This window comes from Cupriavidus sp. NPDC089707, from assembly GCF_044748965.1.
Lineage (GTDB): Bacteria > Pseudomonadota > Gammaproteobacteria > Burkholderiales > Burkholderiaceae > Cupriavidus.
In genome coordinates this window covers 1-15,858 of the sequence record NZ_JBIVHB010000035.1, presented here as the reverse complement: position 1 = coordinate 15,858, position 15,858 = coordinate 1, and the positions used below count along the sequence as shown (strand labels likewise).

15 protein-coding genes and 2 pseudogenes are annotated in these 15,858 nt (G+C 63.9%); 7 read left to right on the top strand and 10 right to left on the bottom strand.

The window, feature by feature from the left end; genetic code table 11:
- The first annotated feature begins 441 nt into the window (after positions 1 to 441).
- Complete coding sequence (locus tag ACIP1U_RS30605) at positions 442 to 891, top strand: hypothetical protein (RefSeq protein WP_400323051.1); 450 nt, start codon at positions 442 to 444, stop codon at positions 889 to 891.
- Positions 892 to 931: 40 nt separating this feature from the next.
- On the opposite strand, the gene ACIP1U_RS30600 is transcribed toward ACIP1U_RS30605, so the two are convergent.
- The 9 genes from ACIP1U_RS30600 to ACIP1U_RS30560 all read right to left on the bottom strand — a co-directional run bounded on the left by ACIP1U_RS30600 (position 932) and on the right by ACIP1U_RS30560 (position 10,183).
- Positions 932 to 1,468 (bottom strand): GNAT family N-acetyltransferase, encoded by a 537-nt coding sequence (locus tag ACIP1U_RS30600; RefSeq protein ID WP_400323048.1) that lies wholly within the window; start codon positions 1,466 to 1,468, stop codon positions 932 to 934.
- A gap of 202 nt (positions 1,469 to 1,670) precedes the next feature.
- On the bottom strand, positions 1,671 to 1,904 hold the full coding sequence (locus ACIP1U_RS30595; protein WP_336620889.1) for a hypothetical protein: 234 nt from the start codon (positions 1,902 to 1,904) through the stop codon (positions 1,671 to 1,673).
- Between the two features lie 260 nt (positions 1,905 to 2,164).
- Positions 2,165 to 3,355, bottom strand: a complete 1,191-nt coding sequence (locus ACIP1U_RS30590) for an acetate/propionate family kinase (RefSeq protein ID WP_400323045.1) — start codon at positions 3,353 to 3,355, stop codon at positions 2,165 to 2,167.
- Positions 3,356 to 3,359: 4 nt separating this feature from the next.
- Positions 3,360 to 4,298, bottom strand: a complete 939-nt coding sequence (locus ACIP1U_RS30585) for a phosphate acetyltransferase (RefSeq protein ID WP_209754932.1) — start codon at positions 4,296 to 4,298, stop codon at positions 3,360 to 3,362.
- Between the two features lie 66 nt (positions 4,299 to 4,364).
- Positions 4,365 to 6,686 carry a DUF3141 domain-containing protein gene (locus tag ACIP1U_RS30580; protein WP_400323041.1) on the bottom strand — a complete coding sequence of 774 codons (2,322 nt, stop codon included), beginning with the start codon at positions 6,684 to 6,686 and terminating at the stop codon, positions 4,365 to 4,367.
- Positions 6,687 to 6,852: 166 nt separating this feature from the next.
- A complete protein-coding gene (locus ACIP1U_RS30575; RefSeq protein WP_400323038.1) occupies positions 6,853 to 7,440 on the bottom strand; it encodes a hypothetical protein in 588 nt (195 codons plus the stop codon).
- Between the two features lie 63 nt (positions 7,441 to 7,503).
- A complete protein-coding gene (locus ACIP1U_RS30570; RefSeq protein WP_400323036.1) occupies positions 7,504 to 7,758 on the bottom strand; it encodes an RNA-binding protein in 255 nt (84 codons plus the stop codon).
- Positions 7,759 to 7,838: 80 nt separating this feature from the next.
- The gene (locus tag ACIP1U_RS30565; protein WP_400323033.1) at positions 7,839 to 8,762 is read right to left on the bottom strand and encodes a DUF2950 domain-containing protein; all 924 of its coding nucleotides are present in this window, start codon (positions 8,760 to 8,762) and stop codon (positions 7,839 to 7,841) included.
- A 14-nt stretch (positions 8,763 to 8,776) separates the two neighbouring features.
- Positions 8,777 to 10,183, bottom strand: a complete 1,407-nt coding sequence (locus ACIP1U_RS30560; protein WP_400323030.1) for a DUF3300 domain-containing protein — start codon at positions 10,181 to 10,183, stop codon at positions 8,777 to 8,779.
- A gap of 290 nt (positions 10,184 to 10,473) precedes the next feature.
- Between ACIP1U_RS30560 and ACIP1U_RS30555 the strand changes: the two genes are divergently transcribed.
- The 3 genes and pseudogenes from ACIP1U_RS30555 to ACIP1U_RS30545 form a co-directional block, all read left to right on the top strand.
- Positions 10,474 to 10,995 (top strand): hypothetical protein, encoded by a 522-nt coding sequence (locus ACIP1U_RS30555; RefSeq protein ID WP_400323027.1) that lies wholly within the window; start codon positions 10,474 to 10,476, stop codon positions 10,993 to 10,995.
- A gap of 158 nt (positions 10,996 to 11,153) precedes the next feature.
- Positions 11,154 to 11,921: a polyphosphate kinase 2 gene (ppk2, locus tag ACIP1U_RS30550; RefSeq protein WP_400323136.1), complete on the top strand. Its 768-nt coding sequence runs from the start codon at positions 11,154 to 11,156 to the stop codon at positions 11,919 to 11,921.
- 370 nt (positions 11,922 to 12,291) lie between these two features.
- Positions 12,292 to 12,636: pseudogene (locus ACIP1U_RS30545) on the top strand (polyphosphate kinase 2); the annotation flags it as partial.
- 209 nt (positions 12,637 to 12,845) lie between these two features.
- Here ACIP1U_RS30545 and ACIP1U_RS30540 read toward each other — a convergent pair.
- Positions 12,846 to 13,296: pseudogene (locus tag ACIP1U_RS30540) on the bottom strand (IS110 family transposase); the annotation flags it as partial.
- 285 nt (positions 13,297 to 13,581) lie between these two features.
- Here ACIP1U_RS30540 and ACIP1U_RS30535 point away from each other — a divergent pair.
- From ACIP1U_RS30535 to ACIP1U_RS30525, 3 genes are all read left to right on the top strand, one after another.
- Positions 13,582 to 14,376: a DUF4239 domain-containing protein gene (locus ACIP1U_RS30535; RefSeq protein WP_400323024.1), complete on the top strand. Its 795-nt coding sequence runs from the start codon at positions 13,582 to 13,584 to the stop codon at positions 14,374 to 14,376.
- A 493-nt stretch (positions 14,377 to 14,869) separates the two neighbouring features.
- Complete coding sequence (locus tag ACIP1U_RS30530) at positions 14,870 to 15,187, top strand: hypothetical protein (protein ID WP_400323021.1); 318 nt, start codon at positions 14,870 to 14,872, stop codon at positions 15,185 to 15,187.
- An 8-nt stretch (positions 15,188 to 15,195) separates the two neighbouring features.
- Positions 15,196 to 15,498, top strand: coding sequence for a BrnA antitoxin family protein (locus ACIP1U_RS30525; protein ID WP_400323018.1), 303 nt, complete (start codon positions 15,196 to 15,198; stop codon positions 15,496 to 15,498).
- Positions 15,499 to 15,858: the final 360 nt, after the last annotated feature.

Sequence of the window (15,858 nt, the reverse complement as noted above, 5' to 3'; positions counted from 1 at the left end):
GCCCGACATCAACTCTAGACTGGCCGCCTGCCACACGAAGCACGTTGCCCTCTGGCGTCATCTGCCGTGGAATGTCGTTGAATGTCGGCTTGCCCGGCCTTGCCGCTGTGGCCGGCCGTAACGTTGATACTTCCGCCACTCGACGCGTCCGGCCGGTTGCAAGAGGAGCCACGGGAGGCTGACCATGCAGGCAGGGGGAATGGCTGCACGACCGGCAGCACGACTGGCCCTGCGCTGGCTGGTGCTGGCCACGGCAACCGCGCCGCTGCCGTTGCGTGCCGCCGAAGACGCCGTCGCGCCCGCGGCCGCGGAGGCGCCGGCGTGGAGCGGCGGGGTCTCGGCTTACCTTAATCTGCCGCGCGGCAGCGAAGCCTACGTCACGGCATCGCCATCGCCAAGCGCGGCGCCTTGCACCTGGAGGCGCGCAGCAACTACGAAGGCATGGACGCGTACTCGTTCTTCGTCGGCTACAACCTGGGCTGGGGAGAGGCCCTGCGGCTGGATTTCACTCCGATCCTGGGAATGGTCACCGGCAGCACGCACAGAGTCGTGGGCGGGTTCGAGGCCACGCTGACCGGCCGCTATGCCGATGCCTATGTCGAGTTCGAGTACGTGCCGGACGCCGAGCCGTCCGGGTATGCCTATGCGTGGAGCGAGCTGGCCTGGCGTCCCCGTGACTGGCTGCGGCTGGGCCTGGCGGCACAGCGCACGCGTGTGCCTGACAATGGCCACAATTTGCAGCGGGGCGTGTTTGCGCAAGTGAATGACAAAGCACATATCCGGTGCGGTCTACTGGTTCAACCCCGCCGCGCACGACCAGATCGCCGTGGTCTCCATCGGGCTGAGCTTCTGAGCCGTCCGGGCGCTCCACGTACGCTTCAGTACGGTTGATCCAGACGCGTGCGGTTTGCATCGGCCGCTACCCGCACGCCTACAGCGCTAAGGTCACCACGCGCAGCGTGGCATCGTCCGGACATGCGACGTCGGCAAATCCAAACTGTCTGGCCAGTCGCCGCATGCCGGTATTCGACGACAAGACATAGCCTTCCATGCATCGATAGCCGCGGCGGCGGGCGATGTCGATCAGCGTGCCGAGCAGCCGGCTGGCCAGCCCAAGCCTGTGCCAGTCATCGGCGACCGTTACCGCAAACTCGCAGGTATCGCTGCCCGGCGCCGCAGCGTAGCGCGCGCCACCCACAATGGCCGAAGCCTTGCCTTCCGTGGCAAGCGCCACCAGCGCAAACTCGCGCTCGGCCGAGGGATGCGTTGCTTGTTCGAGCATTGCTTCCGGCAGCTGCTGCATGGCAGCCATGAATCTGGCATAGCGCGCATCGGCCGAAAGCCTGTCGAATGCCGCCAACAGTCCGGCCTTGTCGTCTTCGGTGATCTCCCGCACCGATACGTGCCGGCCGTCTCGCAGGGGCACGTTGAGCGGCAAGAAGGTTGTCGCTTCAGACTTCTCTTGCATGGCAACGTTGTTATCTGGAAAGAAAGCCGGTTCGTTGAATCGATCCGCGCCGCATTGGAAACCTGGCAATCCGGCGCGCGGTCCCGGCGTCACCGCTCGACAAGCCGCTCGCGCCACGAACTGTCGCGACTTCGAGAACCTGAATGGCAAGCTGCCTTGCCAGGCATGGAACCACCCGCACGCAGCCCATGCCATCGCCGCGCTAGTACTTGATGTCTCTTGCTGTCTCGCGGCCTTGCTGCTTTGCCTGCCGTTTGTCTTGCCGGCAATTGGGATTGCTTTGCTGGTCCGCGGCACGACAGTCTTGCTTCGTCTGCCTGGCGTCCTGACGTGTTTCCTGGCGGACGTCACGGCCGGCACGGCGCTGCTGTGCCTGCTCCGTCGCCCATGCGACGCTGACAAACGCGACATTGGCAAGGACCAACGATGCCACCATGGAAACCAGCCGCGGAGGATAGGAATGGAACATGTCGCCTCCCTGATGGATCGGCCTTGTGCCGTCAATCCACTTTAGCTTCCGCGCGAAAGCTTGGCTAGCTGGTACCTTCGCGCATGACCCCGGCCTGATCCGGCGCGCCGGCCATGCCAACGGCAGAAAGCGGCCAGTGCTGCGAGCGGCACCTCCTTGCTCGATTCCCGGTCATTCCCAGTGCGCCGTGCATGAACATGTCGTTCCTTGATTGGCGATGACTGTGGTTATTGTGTGGACGCTGCGAGGGCCTCCCTGGTATGCCTGGCAATCATCAGTTCCTCGTTGGTCGGGATGACCCAGACCGGAACACGGCCCGAAGCCAGGCTGATGCGCGGCCCGTCGCTCGCGTTCGCCGCAGCATCGACGCTCACGCCGAGCCATGCAGCAAGCTGGCATACGCGCTCGCGGATCGGCGCGGCATGCTCGCCAATGCCCGCGGTGAAGACCAGCGCGTCCAGCCCCTGCGCTGCGGCAGCCAGCGAGCCAAGTTCCCGGGCGATGCGGTACGTGTACAACTCGACGGCAAAGCGGGCCTGCGCATCGTCGCTGCCGAGCAGCGCGCGCATGTCGCTCGACAGGCCCGAGACGCCAAGCAGGCCGGACTTGCGGTAGATCAGGTCCTCGATGGCGTGGGCGTCCATGCCGAGTTCGCTGATCAGGTACAGGATCACGCCCGGGTCGAGGCTGCCGCAGCGGGTTCCCATCGGCAGGCCGTCCACCGCGGTAAAGCCCATGGTGCTGGCCACGCTGCGCCCCGCGACCAGCGCGCACATGCTGCTGCCGTTGCCGAGGTGTGCCACCACCGTGCGGCCCGCGGCCGCGCCCGCATCGACGCTCGGGAGGACGCTCGCGATGTACTCGTAGGACAGTCCGTGGAAGCCGTAGCGCCTGACGCCTCGCCCGGTGATTTCCACTGGCAACGCGAAGGCCTGCGCCACTTCCGGCTGCGCCCGGTGGAAGGCGGTATCGAAACAGGCGACCTGCGGCAGCTCCGGACGCCGCTCGGTGAGGCTGCGGATCGGCTTGAGGTTGTGGGGCTGGTGCAAGGGGGCGAGCGGGCAAAGCGTGTCCAGCTCGGCCAGCAGCGCCTCGGTCACCCTGGCCGGCTGGGTGAAGCGTACCCCGCCATGCACCACCCGGTGCCCCACCGCGCCCAGCGTATGCCCTTCGCCGTGGCCGCGCAGGAAGTCCGCCAGGAACGCGATGGCACCCTCGTGCCCGAGCTCGGTGCCCGCGTCCCATCGCCGGGACTCGATCTCGGCTCCTGCCGCGTCGGTGGCGCGGAACGCCGGCGCCGTATAGAGGCCCTCGAGGCTGCCGCGCAGGACAAGTCTCAGCGCATCGTCATGGGTCTGGTAGGCACAGTACTTGATGCTCGACGAACCCGCATTCAGGACCAGGATCACTTCGGCCATGGCATCACCCCGCCACCTGGCCGGACTCGCGGCGTGCCCTGGCCACCAGCGCGGCCACCGCGCACGACGCCAGCCGGGTCGTGACGGAGTCGGCCCGGCTGGTCAGGATGACAGGCACCCGCGCGCCCAGCACGATGCCCGCGGCGTCGGCGCCAGCCAGGAAGGTCAGGCTCTTGGCAAGCATGTTGCCGGCGTCCAGGTCCGGCACCAGCAAGACATTGGCGCGGCCCGCCACCGGTGAATCGATCTTCTTGATCCGCGCGGCATCCAGGTTGATGGCGTTGTCCAGGGCAAGCGGCCCGTCGACGATGGCGCCGGTGATCTGGTGGCGGTCGACCATCTTGCACAACGCGGCGGCATCCAGCGTGGATGGCACCTTGGGGTTGACCGTCTCCATCGCCGAAAGGATCGCCACGCGCACCTCCTCGACCCGCAAGGCATGGGCCAGGTCGATCGCGTTCTGCAGGATGTCGGCCTTTTCGGTCAGGGTCGGGGCGATGTTGACGGCAGCGTCGGTGACGATCAGGGCGTCGTCGTGCCCGGGCACGTCCATCACAAAGCAGTGGCTGATGCGCCGGGCGGTGCGCAGGCCGCTGTCCCCCTTGACCACGGCGCCCATCAGCTCGTCGGTATGCAAGCTGCCCTTCATCAGGGCCTCGGCCTTGCTCTCGCGCACCAGCTGCACGGCGGCGGCCGCCGCCGCATGGCTGTGCGCGGCATCGACGATCGGATATTCGCGAATGTCGATGCCGGCTTCACGGGCGGCATCCTCGATGCGCGAACGCGGCCCGACCAGGATCGGCGCGATCAGGCCCAGCCGCGCGGCCTCCACGGCGCCTTCCAGTGAAGAGCGGTCGCATGGATGCGCGACCGCGGTCGGCGTGGGCGGCATGGTCTTGCAGTAGTCAATCAAACGCTGGTACTTCTCATGCTTGGCGTTCACGGTTTGCTCCTGCGTCAGGTTCATCGGTGTCGGCCGGCAGCAACGGCTGCGCCCGCCGACGACCCGCTACGATGCGCGGGTGAGCGGTACGGCCGCGCCGCGCACGCGCTCCGGCCTGGCGCCGAGCACGGTGCGGATCCGCTCGAGCATTGCCGCCTGCTCGACGGTGGGCGTGGTGCCAAGCACGCGATCATCGCTACGCAGCTTCTCCGCCAGCGCGTGCAGCCGCTGGCGGTCGGCCTGATGCCTGAGCAAGGCCGGCAGCGTCGCGAGCGCCTCCTCGGGTGCGTAGCGCGCGATCAGCTCCTGCCGGCCGCGGACCTTGCGCCAGGCGTCCGGCTCCAGTTCCGGCAACAGATCCGCATAGTCCGTGACCAGCTCCTTGCGCAGCTCCAGCCTGGACAGCGGCAGCGGCTCGCCCTTGCGGCTCAGCAGGCAGGCCAGCCGGGCGATGGCTTCGGCGTACCCGCCTTGTCCGGCCGCGGCCAGCGCCGCCTTGACTTCCGGCAGGTCGCGCGGGTCGGTCGCCGCCGGTGTGCCCGCATGCGCGGCAGGCTCGCTCTTTGGCTGGAACGGGAACAGGTTGGCGTACACGTTGAAAAAGGTGTACTCGGTCATCGCATCGCGCACGGCCCGGTATGCGTCCAGTCCGGCGCTGAGCATTTCCGCGCCCGCCTGTTCCTGCTGCCGCAGCGGATGATCCGGTTCCAGCGCTTGCCGGTTGGCCTTGATCGCGTCGGCGGCAGGCTTCAGCCATGCCATCCACGGATTCAGGTCCGAGAACAGCCAGTTCTGCATGCGGAGCGGATGGAATTCGCGCAGCACCCGCGCTGTCATCTCGTTGGACACCGCCTGGACGTAAGGCTGCGCAAACAGATCATAGGCGCGCTGCGTAAAGTCCGACAGGTTCGCGACGGTCTCGAAGGGCCGCTCGTCGACGCGCCCAAAGCGGTTAAGCCTGCTGGCGATCTCCTCGAGCGAATGCTCCTCGAACTCGACCTCGTACTCCACGCCATCGCTGCCCTTGCGCTCATGGATGACCATGCCGTAGAGCCCCGGCGGCAGCAGCTCGATGCTCTTGAGCACCGAGACGATCTGGGCGTGCTCCTTCTGCGCGACCTTGCCGGAGACGAAGATGCCGAGATGGCCGACACTGCGATGCATCATGCCGACGATCACCTGGCCGCGAGTCTTGATCTCCTCGGTACTGCCGTAGATGTCCACCACCCAGTTGAATGCCTGCTGCGGCGGAGTGATGTTGTCGCCCATCGAGGCAAACAGCACGATGGGCGAGCGGATCTCGCGCAGGTCGAACGCCTTGCCGCCGGCGTTCCTGACGTCACCGCTCCAGAGCTTGTTGCCGACGAACAGATTGCGCGTGATCCATTCGATCTCCTCGCGGTTCATCAGGTAGTAGCCGCCCCACCAGCGTTCGAACTCCAGAAAGCGCGGCGGCTCGGTATCGGCCTTCCTGTACAGGTTGTAGTACTTGTCCCAGAGACTGTTAGCAGGATTCAGGTTCTCGAAATTCTGTACCAGCCAGGCGCCATCGAACTTGCCGTTGCCGAGGTCCGCCGTGAACGAGGCCAGCCAGGTGCCGCCAAGGAGCCCGCCGGAATAGCGCATCGGGTTGTCGCCTTCGCCCTCGCTCCAGGCACCGCTCCAGTACGACATCGGCGCGCCATTGATCACGATCGGCCCGGTGTCGTCGGGATCCGAGGCGCCCAGCATCATCGCGGCCCACCCTCCCTGGCAATTGCCGATGATGGCGGGCTTGGGGCTGCGCGGATGCAGCGCACGCACCTTCCTGATGAACTGCTGCTCGGCCTCGCACACGTCCAGCAGGGTCTGTCCCGGCTCGGGATCGCGGAAGAAGATGACGAAATACACGGGGTGGCCGGCACGCATTGCCACGCCGACCTGCGAGTCGTCCTTGAAGCCGCCGATGCCCGGCCCATGGCCCGCGCGCGGATCAATGATGACGTAGGGCCGGCGGCTGTCATCGATCGTCACGCCCTCAGGCGCCGTTATCTTCAGCAGCGCATAGTTGACGGGCCGCTCGAACTGGCGCGCGTCCATGACGGTCTCGTAGCCAAAATGCAGGACCGGCTTGAGCCCCTGCATGGTGTTCTCGACAAAGTTGTTGCCCCGCTGCCTGAGCGTGTCCCAGAAGAGGATGGCACGCTGCATGCTGTCGATGGCATAGGCATAGCCGCTCATCGGATCCATGCCGGCCATCGGCGTGGACGGATCGGTCCCCGGGGCGCCAACGGCTTGCTGCACGCGGCCGCCATAGGCCTCCTGCGCATTCGTGAGGCGCTTTTGCAGCACCATGCCGGTCTTGAGGCCAACTTCACGCGCGTGAACCAGTTGCTTTGCTGCATCCATGCCGTTCTCCGCTGGAAATTCTGTCAGATGGAAGCCAGGAAGCGGGTCGGTTCATCACGGCGATACCGTATTGACCACGCCCCGGCCGCGGACGCCAGGGAAAGAAGCCCGCCTGGTTGGCGGGCCTGACATGTCCTGGAATGATTCCTTGCTGCTTTCTGGCCTGCTACTTGCCGGCGGCCGGCTGCACGGACACAGCAATGGCCTCGGTATAAACCGCTTCAACCCGGTCGCCCTTCTTGATCTCCTTGAGACGTTCCGGATCCTCGACCATGAGATCCACGGTGCGTCCCTTCGGCCCCTTCAGGGTGACGGTCTTGGCGCTGGTGTTGACCGCGACAACGTCGGCGGTGACGGTCACTTCGCGCCCGACCGTGCCGCCCGGCTTTGCTCCAGGCGCCGCACGGTCCGATATCTCGCGTTCATTCATGGCAAGCGGTCCCTTGCCCTTCTTGAGGCTCACGGTCAGGGCTTCCTTGTACTCGATCGTGACGGTATCACCGACCTTGAGCTGATCGAAGTTCCTCGCCTCCGGCCCCACCACGAGGTCCTTGGTCTTGCCTTCGGCGGATTGCAGCGAGACCGTTCGCGTCGGCGCATCGATCTTGACGATCTTGGCGGTGAGCTTCGCCGTGCCGGTCGCGGTCGCTTGTCCTGGCGACTGCGTGACATCCACGCGGGTCTCGGGCTGCGCCCACACAGAAGCGCTGGCGGCTACCATCACCGCCGCAGCCAGTAGTGTCTTTCGTTTCATGTTGTATATCCCCTTTGATCAGACTTGCATTGCCATCTCGCGATGTCCTGTGCCGCCCTCGCTTCAGTTAAAGCGCTCTCTCATGACAACGGCGGTGATCTTGTGACTTTTCCAAAACATGTCGTGAATACGCACCCGCAGCTTGTCCAGGGTGTCGTCATCGAGCGTATCGAAGGTCAGTCGCACCGCCGGCCTGGTGCCGTCGCCTTCCATGTGTTCGATGCTGGTGTATTCAGGAAATCCGTACCTCACCAGGAAGGCACCGATTTCCTCATCCGTAGTTTTGGCGTCGAGGTTTCCAAGCAAGAGAATAGACATGACTCCCCTTCGGGGTTAGGCCAGGAATTTGAAAAGGCCGTCGACAGCCGGTCGACGGCAGGCAAGCAGCGTGAAGCGTGTCACGGCGTCACCTCGGTCCAGCCGGGCCCCGGGTCGAATGACTTGATTGCCGCCGCCCTGCCGGCACTGTCCGGACCGAGATCCCGTTCGAAGACGCGCCCGTCGTGGCTGACCATGAAGCTCTTGATGCCGGTATCCCCATACCGGAGCGGCCAGGCAATCACAGCAAAGCCGCCGAAGAGCTTGCCGTTGACGACATAATCGTACTTGCCGCCCGGCGCCTGCGCGCCTTGCGAGGTCAGCAGCCGGTAGCGGTACCCATGGTAGCCATCTCCCGCGGCGGTACGCCGGTCCGCTTCGATGAAGGCGGGACCGAGCGGGCTGGCCGGCTCGGCCGACTGCGTCGGCCAGTACAGGCCATCGCGCTTGCCGGGCGAACTGACCAATTTCGTCGCGTAAGTCGTCACGCCGTCCGCTTTGCGCATGATCTGCGCGTACTCGTTCTGCGCATCGCACACCGCCAGTAGGGTCTGCATCACCGCCAGCTCATTGCGGCCAATGCGCCGCAATCGCATCTCCTCCACGCCGAGGCGGGTGTCGAAATGCCAGCCTTTGGCCGTCTTCACGAGCGGGATGGGCAGGGTCCAGCCATCCTTGCCCGCGGCGATGCTGACGCGGTCGGCGCTGTCGGGGCGGACCGCGTGCGATTGGCTCCAGGCTTCCAGGAACTTGTAGCGCACCTCGGTCCCGACAGGAGGAATCAGTAAGGTGTAGTTGGCGCCGAGCAGTGCTTTCATGGCATCGTCGTCGCTGGTGGCGACAGCGTCGCCGAAGGCGTTCATCGCGGCCTCGGGCGACGCGAAGTTCTTTTGCGCGTAGGCCGGCGCTATGGCCAGCGCGATCAGCACCAGGCCAAGCAAAACGCTGCACCGCTTAAACCAGCACGCGGTGCTTTGTTTGGTGACTTGTCGTATGCGGTCCATATCGCGTTCCTCGCTCAACGCCGACTGCCGCCACCGCGGCCGCCTCCGAAACCACCTCCGCCACCTCCGCCACCTCCGCCACCTCCGCCACGGCTACCGCCGCGGCCGCTGAACCCGCCTCCGCCACCACGTTGCGCCCCACCGCTGTCACGGAAGCTTGCCGATTGTGTGCTGGAGCGGCCGCGGTCGAGGTCTCGCTGTGCAGCGGCGCCGCCATCGCCCACGCCCTGGAATGCGTTGTCGCGTCCGCCGCCGGCGGCGCCGTTACGGCCGCCAGCGCTGGTGCGATCTGATACGCCGGCACGATCGCCAGCGCCCCTTCGGTCGCTGCCGCCACGACCACCGGCACCGTCACCGATGCCCGCACGATCGCTGGCTCCGCCGCGATCCGCAATGCCGGCACGGTCGCCGCCACGATCATCCCGTCCAGCGCGATCGCCGGCCGAGGCCCGGTTGGACACGCCAGCGCCGTCCCGGCCCCGGAATTCATTGCGCTGGTCCGCCCCCGAGGCGTTCCGGCCGCCGAACTTTTCGCGCGAAGCGTTATCCCGGTACGCCACCCCTTTGCGGTGCGCGGCATCGTGCTGCCAGCGGCCGCCGCTTTGCACCTTGGTGCGGTCAAAATTGCGATCGATGCTGGCGGCCTTGTTGACGTTGATATTGACGTCGCCCCCACCCCAGTTGCAATTGCCGAAGATCGCCCCGGCGGCCGCGAGGCCGACTCCCCAGGCTAGACCGGTCGCGAGTGCGGCACCAGGATAGTAGGCAGGATACGGTGGCCAGTAATACGGCGGATAGGCGGGCGAGCTCCAGGTCCCATAGACGACGGTCGGGTTGTACGCCGGCACATAGATCACCTGCGGGTTCGCCGGCTCGATTCGCACCACAGTCTGGCTAGCCGGGGGCGCCGTCTGGCCTTGCCCCGCTGGTGGGGGCGGCATCGACTCCACGATCACCTTCTGCTGCTCATTCGACTTGAGATTGCCCGACTGCTGTGCACGTGCCCGCAACCGCTGCACCGCGTCGAGCACCTCCTTTTCCTGGGCGAGAAAGGCGTCGCCAAGCTTTTGCGTCCAGTCGAGCTTGTCGCTCATCGGCTCCAGCGCTTGGGGAAATGCCGCCAGCGACTTCACGCTGACATCCCAGGGCTGGCTTTCAACCGCCTTGAGTGCGGCATCGCCCTTCACGTTTGGATTGGCCTTGACCCAGCGGGCGGCTTGCACGACCTCAAGCGGATACGTGGAGGCCATCAGGACCTGCGACAGCACGGAGTCAGGGTAAAGGGCGATGGGGGCGACCAGGGCCTCGAGTTCTTCCGGCTTGAACGGCGCAGGCTGCTTCACATTCTGCGCATGGGCAGCGAGCGATAGCAAGGCCAGGCCTGCGAACACCCATGCGCGGACGCAGCGGAGTAAATTCATTCCTGCCTCCATGGCCAAGCCCCCTCGCCCGACTGCCGGGCATCGACCCCGCATCACGTTATGACCATATAGGCAGTCAATGACGCAGGCGAAAGCGTGGCAGCCCTGCCCGATGTCCGTCTTGCTCCAACTCTAATGTCAACCGTGATCGCAACAGAACTGAATCTTTTCGGAGGGCGAGATAAGAAAAATCTCTTCCACTGACGGCCAGATGAACCACCCATCCTTTGGACTTTGCGTGCGCTATGCTGAACTAGCTCGGCGTATGTCGCGCCGCCTCCCAGGAGAACGTGCGTTATCGCCTGCCCGCCTGCGTGACCGCCGCCGTGGCAACCCTCGTGCTGGGCGCCTGCGCCACCCTTCGGCCCCTCGAAACGGGACAGGGGAGGCTCGGCGCTCCGCAGCGTGCCGTGCGCGATACGTTCGGCACTCCCACGGAAACCTACCGGCTCGCTGACGGCACCACGCGGTGGATTTATTCGAAGCAGCCGCTCGGCTTCGAGGTCTATGCCGCAGACTTCGACGTGAACGGCGAGCTGACAAGGTTTCGGCAGATGCTCACTGCGAGAGAAATCTACGACGCGCGCCCGGGCGTCTGGACCAAGCAGGATATTGCCGAGCGCTTTGGCCATCCGCGCGAGCCCATTCAGTTCTACTCGCGAATGAAGCGCGAAGTCTGGTCCTACCGGCTCTACGCAAATTCCTTCTTGCCAGCGCATTTCAGAGCCTACTATGACGAACGCGGCGCGCTCGACCGTACCATGATTATTGTCGACGAAATTGGCGGCGACGCGCGGGACGGTAGTAAGTAGGTGGGCCTCAGGCCGCCGAATCAAGATGGAGGTGGACCATGGACAAGAAAGGAGGAAAGCACGACGACAAGGACCGGAAGGAGCCGGAGCCGAGACACGGGGCCGACGTGGTGGACCGTCGCGAAGGTCGTGCACGGGATCGTCAGACCCGCGACCGGATGTCGGAAAAGGTCTACCAGAGGGAACTGTTGCCACTGCATGTCGAACTGGTCAAGCTGCAGCGGTGGGTACAGGCCAGCGGTACCAAGGTCTGCGTGGTGTTCGAAGGACGTGACGGCGCCGGCAAGGGCGGCACCATCAAGGCCATCACGGAACGCGTCAGTCCGCGAGTTTTCCGCGTGGTCGCCTTGCCCGCGCCGACCGAGCGCGAAAAGACCCAGATGTACATGCAGCGTTATCTCCCTTACCTGCCCGCCGCCGGAGAAATCGTGATCTTCGACCGGAGTTGGTACAACCGTGCCGGCGTCGAGCGCGTGATGGGATTCTGTACCGAAAAACAGGCCGAGGAGTTTCTGCGCGGCGTCCCGCTTGTAGAAAGTGCCATCGTGAATTCGGGGATCATCCTGATCAAGTACTGGCTCGAGGTCAGCCCGGAGGAACAGACCCGCCGCCTGGAGGGACGCATCCACGACGGGCGCAAGCTGTGGAAGCTGACGGATATGGACTTGCGTTCCTACAACCGCTGGTATGACTATTCGCGCGCGCGAGACGCCATGTTCGCCGCGTCCGACAGTGACTTCGCGCCCTGGTACGTCGCCAATTCCAACGACAAGAGGCAGGCTCGCCTGAACATCATCCGGCACATGCTGGACCGGATACCCTACGAAGACGTCAAACGCAAGCCGGTCAAGCTGCCCGCCAGGCAGAAAGCGGGCGGCTACCAGGAGCCTGACTATCCTTATCGGTTTGTGGAAGAACGATACTAATGGCCAGCGTGGCGTGCTGCTACGCTCGCAGCTCGCGCGACTTCTAGTAGCTGTCCGTGTCCTTGACCACCCGGATTCGCCGAGCCCTTCCTGCATCGGAACGCAATGGCGTGAAGGTACCTTCGACATGCCGTTCTCTGGTAGTGGGCGGCAGCTTGCACAACACGCGAGCGCCGAGTGCCGACGATGGCGTCGGCCAAGATGTGGTCAAAGAATTTTCGGGCTGGGGTTGCCGGCAACGAAGTCCAAGGCATGCCGCAGCGTATGCAAACGCCTGCAAGGTTCCCTTGTCGCCCATTCTTGTCGGCTTCTCAGCAAAGCAGTGGCAATCAGGCTGGCTTGCCGAGATAGTCATCCACTGCCCTACCGCGTCGAACGCGTGATGGGCTGCTGTACCAAAGCGCAGGTTGAGGACTTCCTCCGCGCCGTTCCACTGGTCGAACGCGCCATCGTCAATTCTTGGCTCATCCCGATCAAGTACTGGCTGGAGGTCAGCCATGAGGGGCAAACTCGCCACCTCGAGGGGCGCATTCACGACGGCAGCAAGCTATGGAAGCTCACGGACATGGAGCTGCGCTCGTACAGCCGGTGGTACGACTATTCACGCGGGCGCTACGCCATGTTTGCCGCCCCCGATAGCGACTTTGCTCCCTGGTATGTCGCCAATTCCAATGGCAAGCGCCGGATGTGCCCGAATATCATCCGGTACATGCTGTGAGGCTGTGAGAGCCACGAACACTGTGAATGCCGCTAAGTCCGCTAAGTCCGCTAAGTCCGACAAGCCCCGTGAAGGCCGCGAAGGTTGAAAAGCCCACAGAGGCCGTGAAGGCCGGCAAAGGCTAAAAAGACCAAGGCCGCAAAGCCCGGGTCGCGCCCGAATGCAAAGCCGGCGAAGAAGGCGCCTGCGCCCAAGCGCGAAAAGGTGGTGATGCCGAATTCCAGCAGGAAGCCGTGCACCTGGTTGCTGGCCTGTGTTCGCTCCCGCACCAGCGAGTCGCGGACGCGGTGCAAGGCTGAGAGAGTTTGCTGCGATTCCGTCTTCGGTGTGACAAACCGCATGGCGGGGCGGGATGCCGCTTCGCAAATCGCTTCGGCGTCGACGAAATCGTTCTTGTTACTCTTGACGAATGGCCGTACAAACTGTGGGGAGATGAGTTTGACCTGATGCCCGAGCGCAGTCAGTTTGCGGGCGATGTGATGCGCACCCGCGCACGCTTCCATCACGATGGTACAGGCGTGAAACGTAGCGAAGAACTCGACCAGTTGCTTGCCGCTCATCTTCTTGCGAAACACGACTTTGCCACGTTTGTCCTGGCCGTGAAAGGTGAAAACTGTTCTTGCCCAGATCAATTCCAACCAGCGTCGTGTCTTGCATGATGGCCTCTTCGTCATTGGTAGAAACACCCCGTAAGCGTAACGCTGGGGAGGCGGGGCGACCATCTCATTACGCGAGACTCCGGAAGTTTACAAGTGCCGCTTCAAGTCATTGAAAGTAAACACGTTTCCCGGGCGCCTCGGTCGCGTTGGGCCGGCAGAGATGTGTATAACCGCATGTAGCTATCGGACGTCTGTGCGGAAGTGCACATACGGTGGCGAGACTTTTCCATACCGTCTTCAACGTTGAAAGCGCGCTTCGCGCGGCAAAGCACCGGAGGCAATTTTGGCATCACTACTTTATGGTGCCGGTTGGGCCGGCGGGCTGGTGTTTGCGGTCGGATTATTCACAAGTATCCTGATCGCCCTGGAGCTCGGCCGGCTGGTGTGGCAATGGCAAGTTTCCTCCGGTCGCGAACCGGAGACAACGGGCGTCAGCGCGGTCGCAAGCGCGATATTCGCACTGCTTGGGCTATTGATCGCCTTCACCTTTTCCGGGGCGGCAAGCCGCTTTGATATGCGGCGCACGCTGATAGTCCAGGAAGCCAACGACATCGGCACTGCTTACCTGCGCCTGGATCTGCTGCCGCAACCAGCACGTGGTGAGCTGCAGGAGATATTCAGGCAATATCTGGATGCCCGGCTTGCCGCCTATCGAGCCGTCCCTGACCGCAAACGCGTCGAGGCCGCCCTGGTACGTTCGGACGTGCTGCGTGAACGCCTCTGGACAAGATCCGTAACGGAGTCCCAGCGAACCGCTAGTACGGCGGCCACCATGCTTCTGTTGCCAGCACTCAATGCAGCATTCGATACGGCATCGACCCGACTCGCCTCAACGAAGGAACATCCGCCCAGCGTCATCTTCGGCATGCTCTTCGCACTTTGCTGGATTGGGGCTTTGTTCGCGGGCTATGGCATGGCCAGCCGCGGTCCTCGAAACTGGTTGCATGCGCTTTTTTTCGTGGCCTCGCTGACGGTGACACTCTATGTCATTGTCGACTTGGAGTTTCCGCGGTTAGGCCTGATCCGCGTTGACGCTTTCGACGAGGTGTTGCAGGAGGTCCGCAATGGAATGCGATGAACCAACAGCCGCAGCAGCGCGCCGACGCCAAAAAAAACAGCATGAGTGACGCCTGGATGCGCTCGCGCGTCCAGGGCTGGCGGTAAGCCAAGTAAGCGAGCGGCGGAAAACAATCCACCAGCGCCCCCAGACGTTCGGCCGACCACCACAAATGCTCGTGGCGATGATGCGGCTTGTCAGGGCCGCCCTCTCACGGCTATCGCTGTCTGACAACGTCATCGGGTATGCCGGGCAGATCCCGGAACGTATGGGCCAATATTCAGCAGTGTCGGCTCTTGTTGTGTGGTTGTTGAGGAGCGCTTCTATGAGTAGTGGCTTGTCAAGTAGCGCTGCGAATCGTCGCGCGCGAAGGTGGGGTTGGGTCAGGTAGGGATCGCGGCATGGGACGCTCCGTGAGCCATGGCCAAGGCGGCCTGATAACGCCCCAAAGATACGCCTTGCGGATCACCGCGCACCGCCTATGCTAGTCGAACGAGGCGCCAACGGAACACCAGTGCTTAACGCTACCGCAGAACAAATCCGCCAAGCACCGGACATCGCAACGCTTTATCCAAGGCGCCGGGTGTTCGTTCGCGGCGACCGGGTCAACCTCTCCAACGAAGCCGCCTACGGCGAGTGGGCCTCCAGCGCATGGGAAGCGCTGATCACGCACAAGCCCTCGCACCTCAATCCGCACCGGTACCAGTTTTTTGTCGTGCCGCAGGAAATCAGCGTCTACCCCTTGTTGCGCGCTGCTCCCATCCCATTGCCAACGGCACTCGCGGAGGCGTCTGCCTGTTTCCGCGTTGCCCCGCACCACGCCGACCGGTGAGCCGGTCCATGGAGCGTCCTTCGGACCAGCACATTGCACACCGCCGTAGGTCGGCGAGGGACTGTCCCAGGGCCGAGGTCAGCACCGTTGCCCCGCCGCAGGAGGAAGCCAGAAAGCGCGGACCGCAGAAGGCGCCCCGCAAGGTTCCGCTTTCGATCCGGCTGTTCCCCGAAATCGTCGAAGCGTTCCGCGCAAGCGGGCCCGGCTGGCAACAGCGCATGAACCTGGCCCTGTTGCAATGGCTCTCGGCCAATTCGCCCACCGACGTGGCCTTGCCAGACCGACGTGGCCAACCAAGGAAGACGCAATGACCAGGATGGCCCCTCCGGTATCCGAGTCACTGACAGAGATCGCAAGCTGGGGCGTGCGCGAGTACCAACAAGAGGCCTTACGTCTCTGCCACAGCTATGCCAGCCTCCCGGATCTAACTCTCAGCCCTTGTCCACTCTTGAACTGGCAAGGCGAGCCGCTCTACGACGGAACGGGCGTCGGTCCGCTTGAGCGGATATAGCGGACGCCGGGAGGTAGTGTCCTGTCCTGCAAGAAACTTCATTAAAAATATGGCTCGTCGGCGGAATCTGTGGGTGAAAGCGGATGCGCGGCTAGCCGAGTGAATCCCGATTCAGGTACTGATAGAGCTTGCGACAGGTCGCATCAAAGGAATTTTGTGC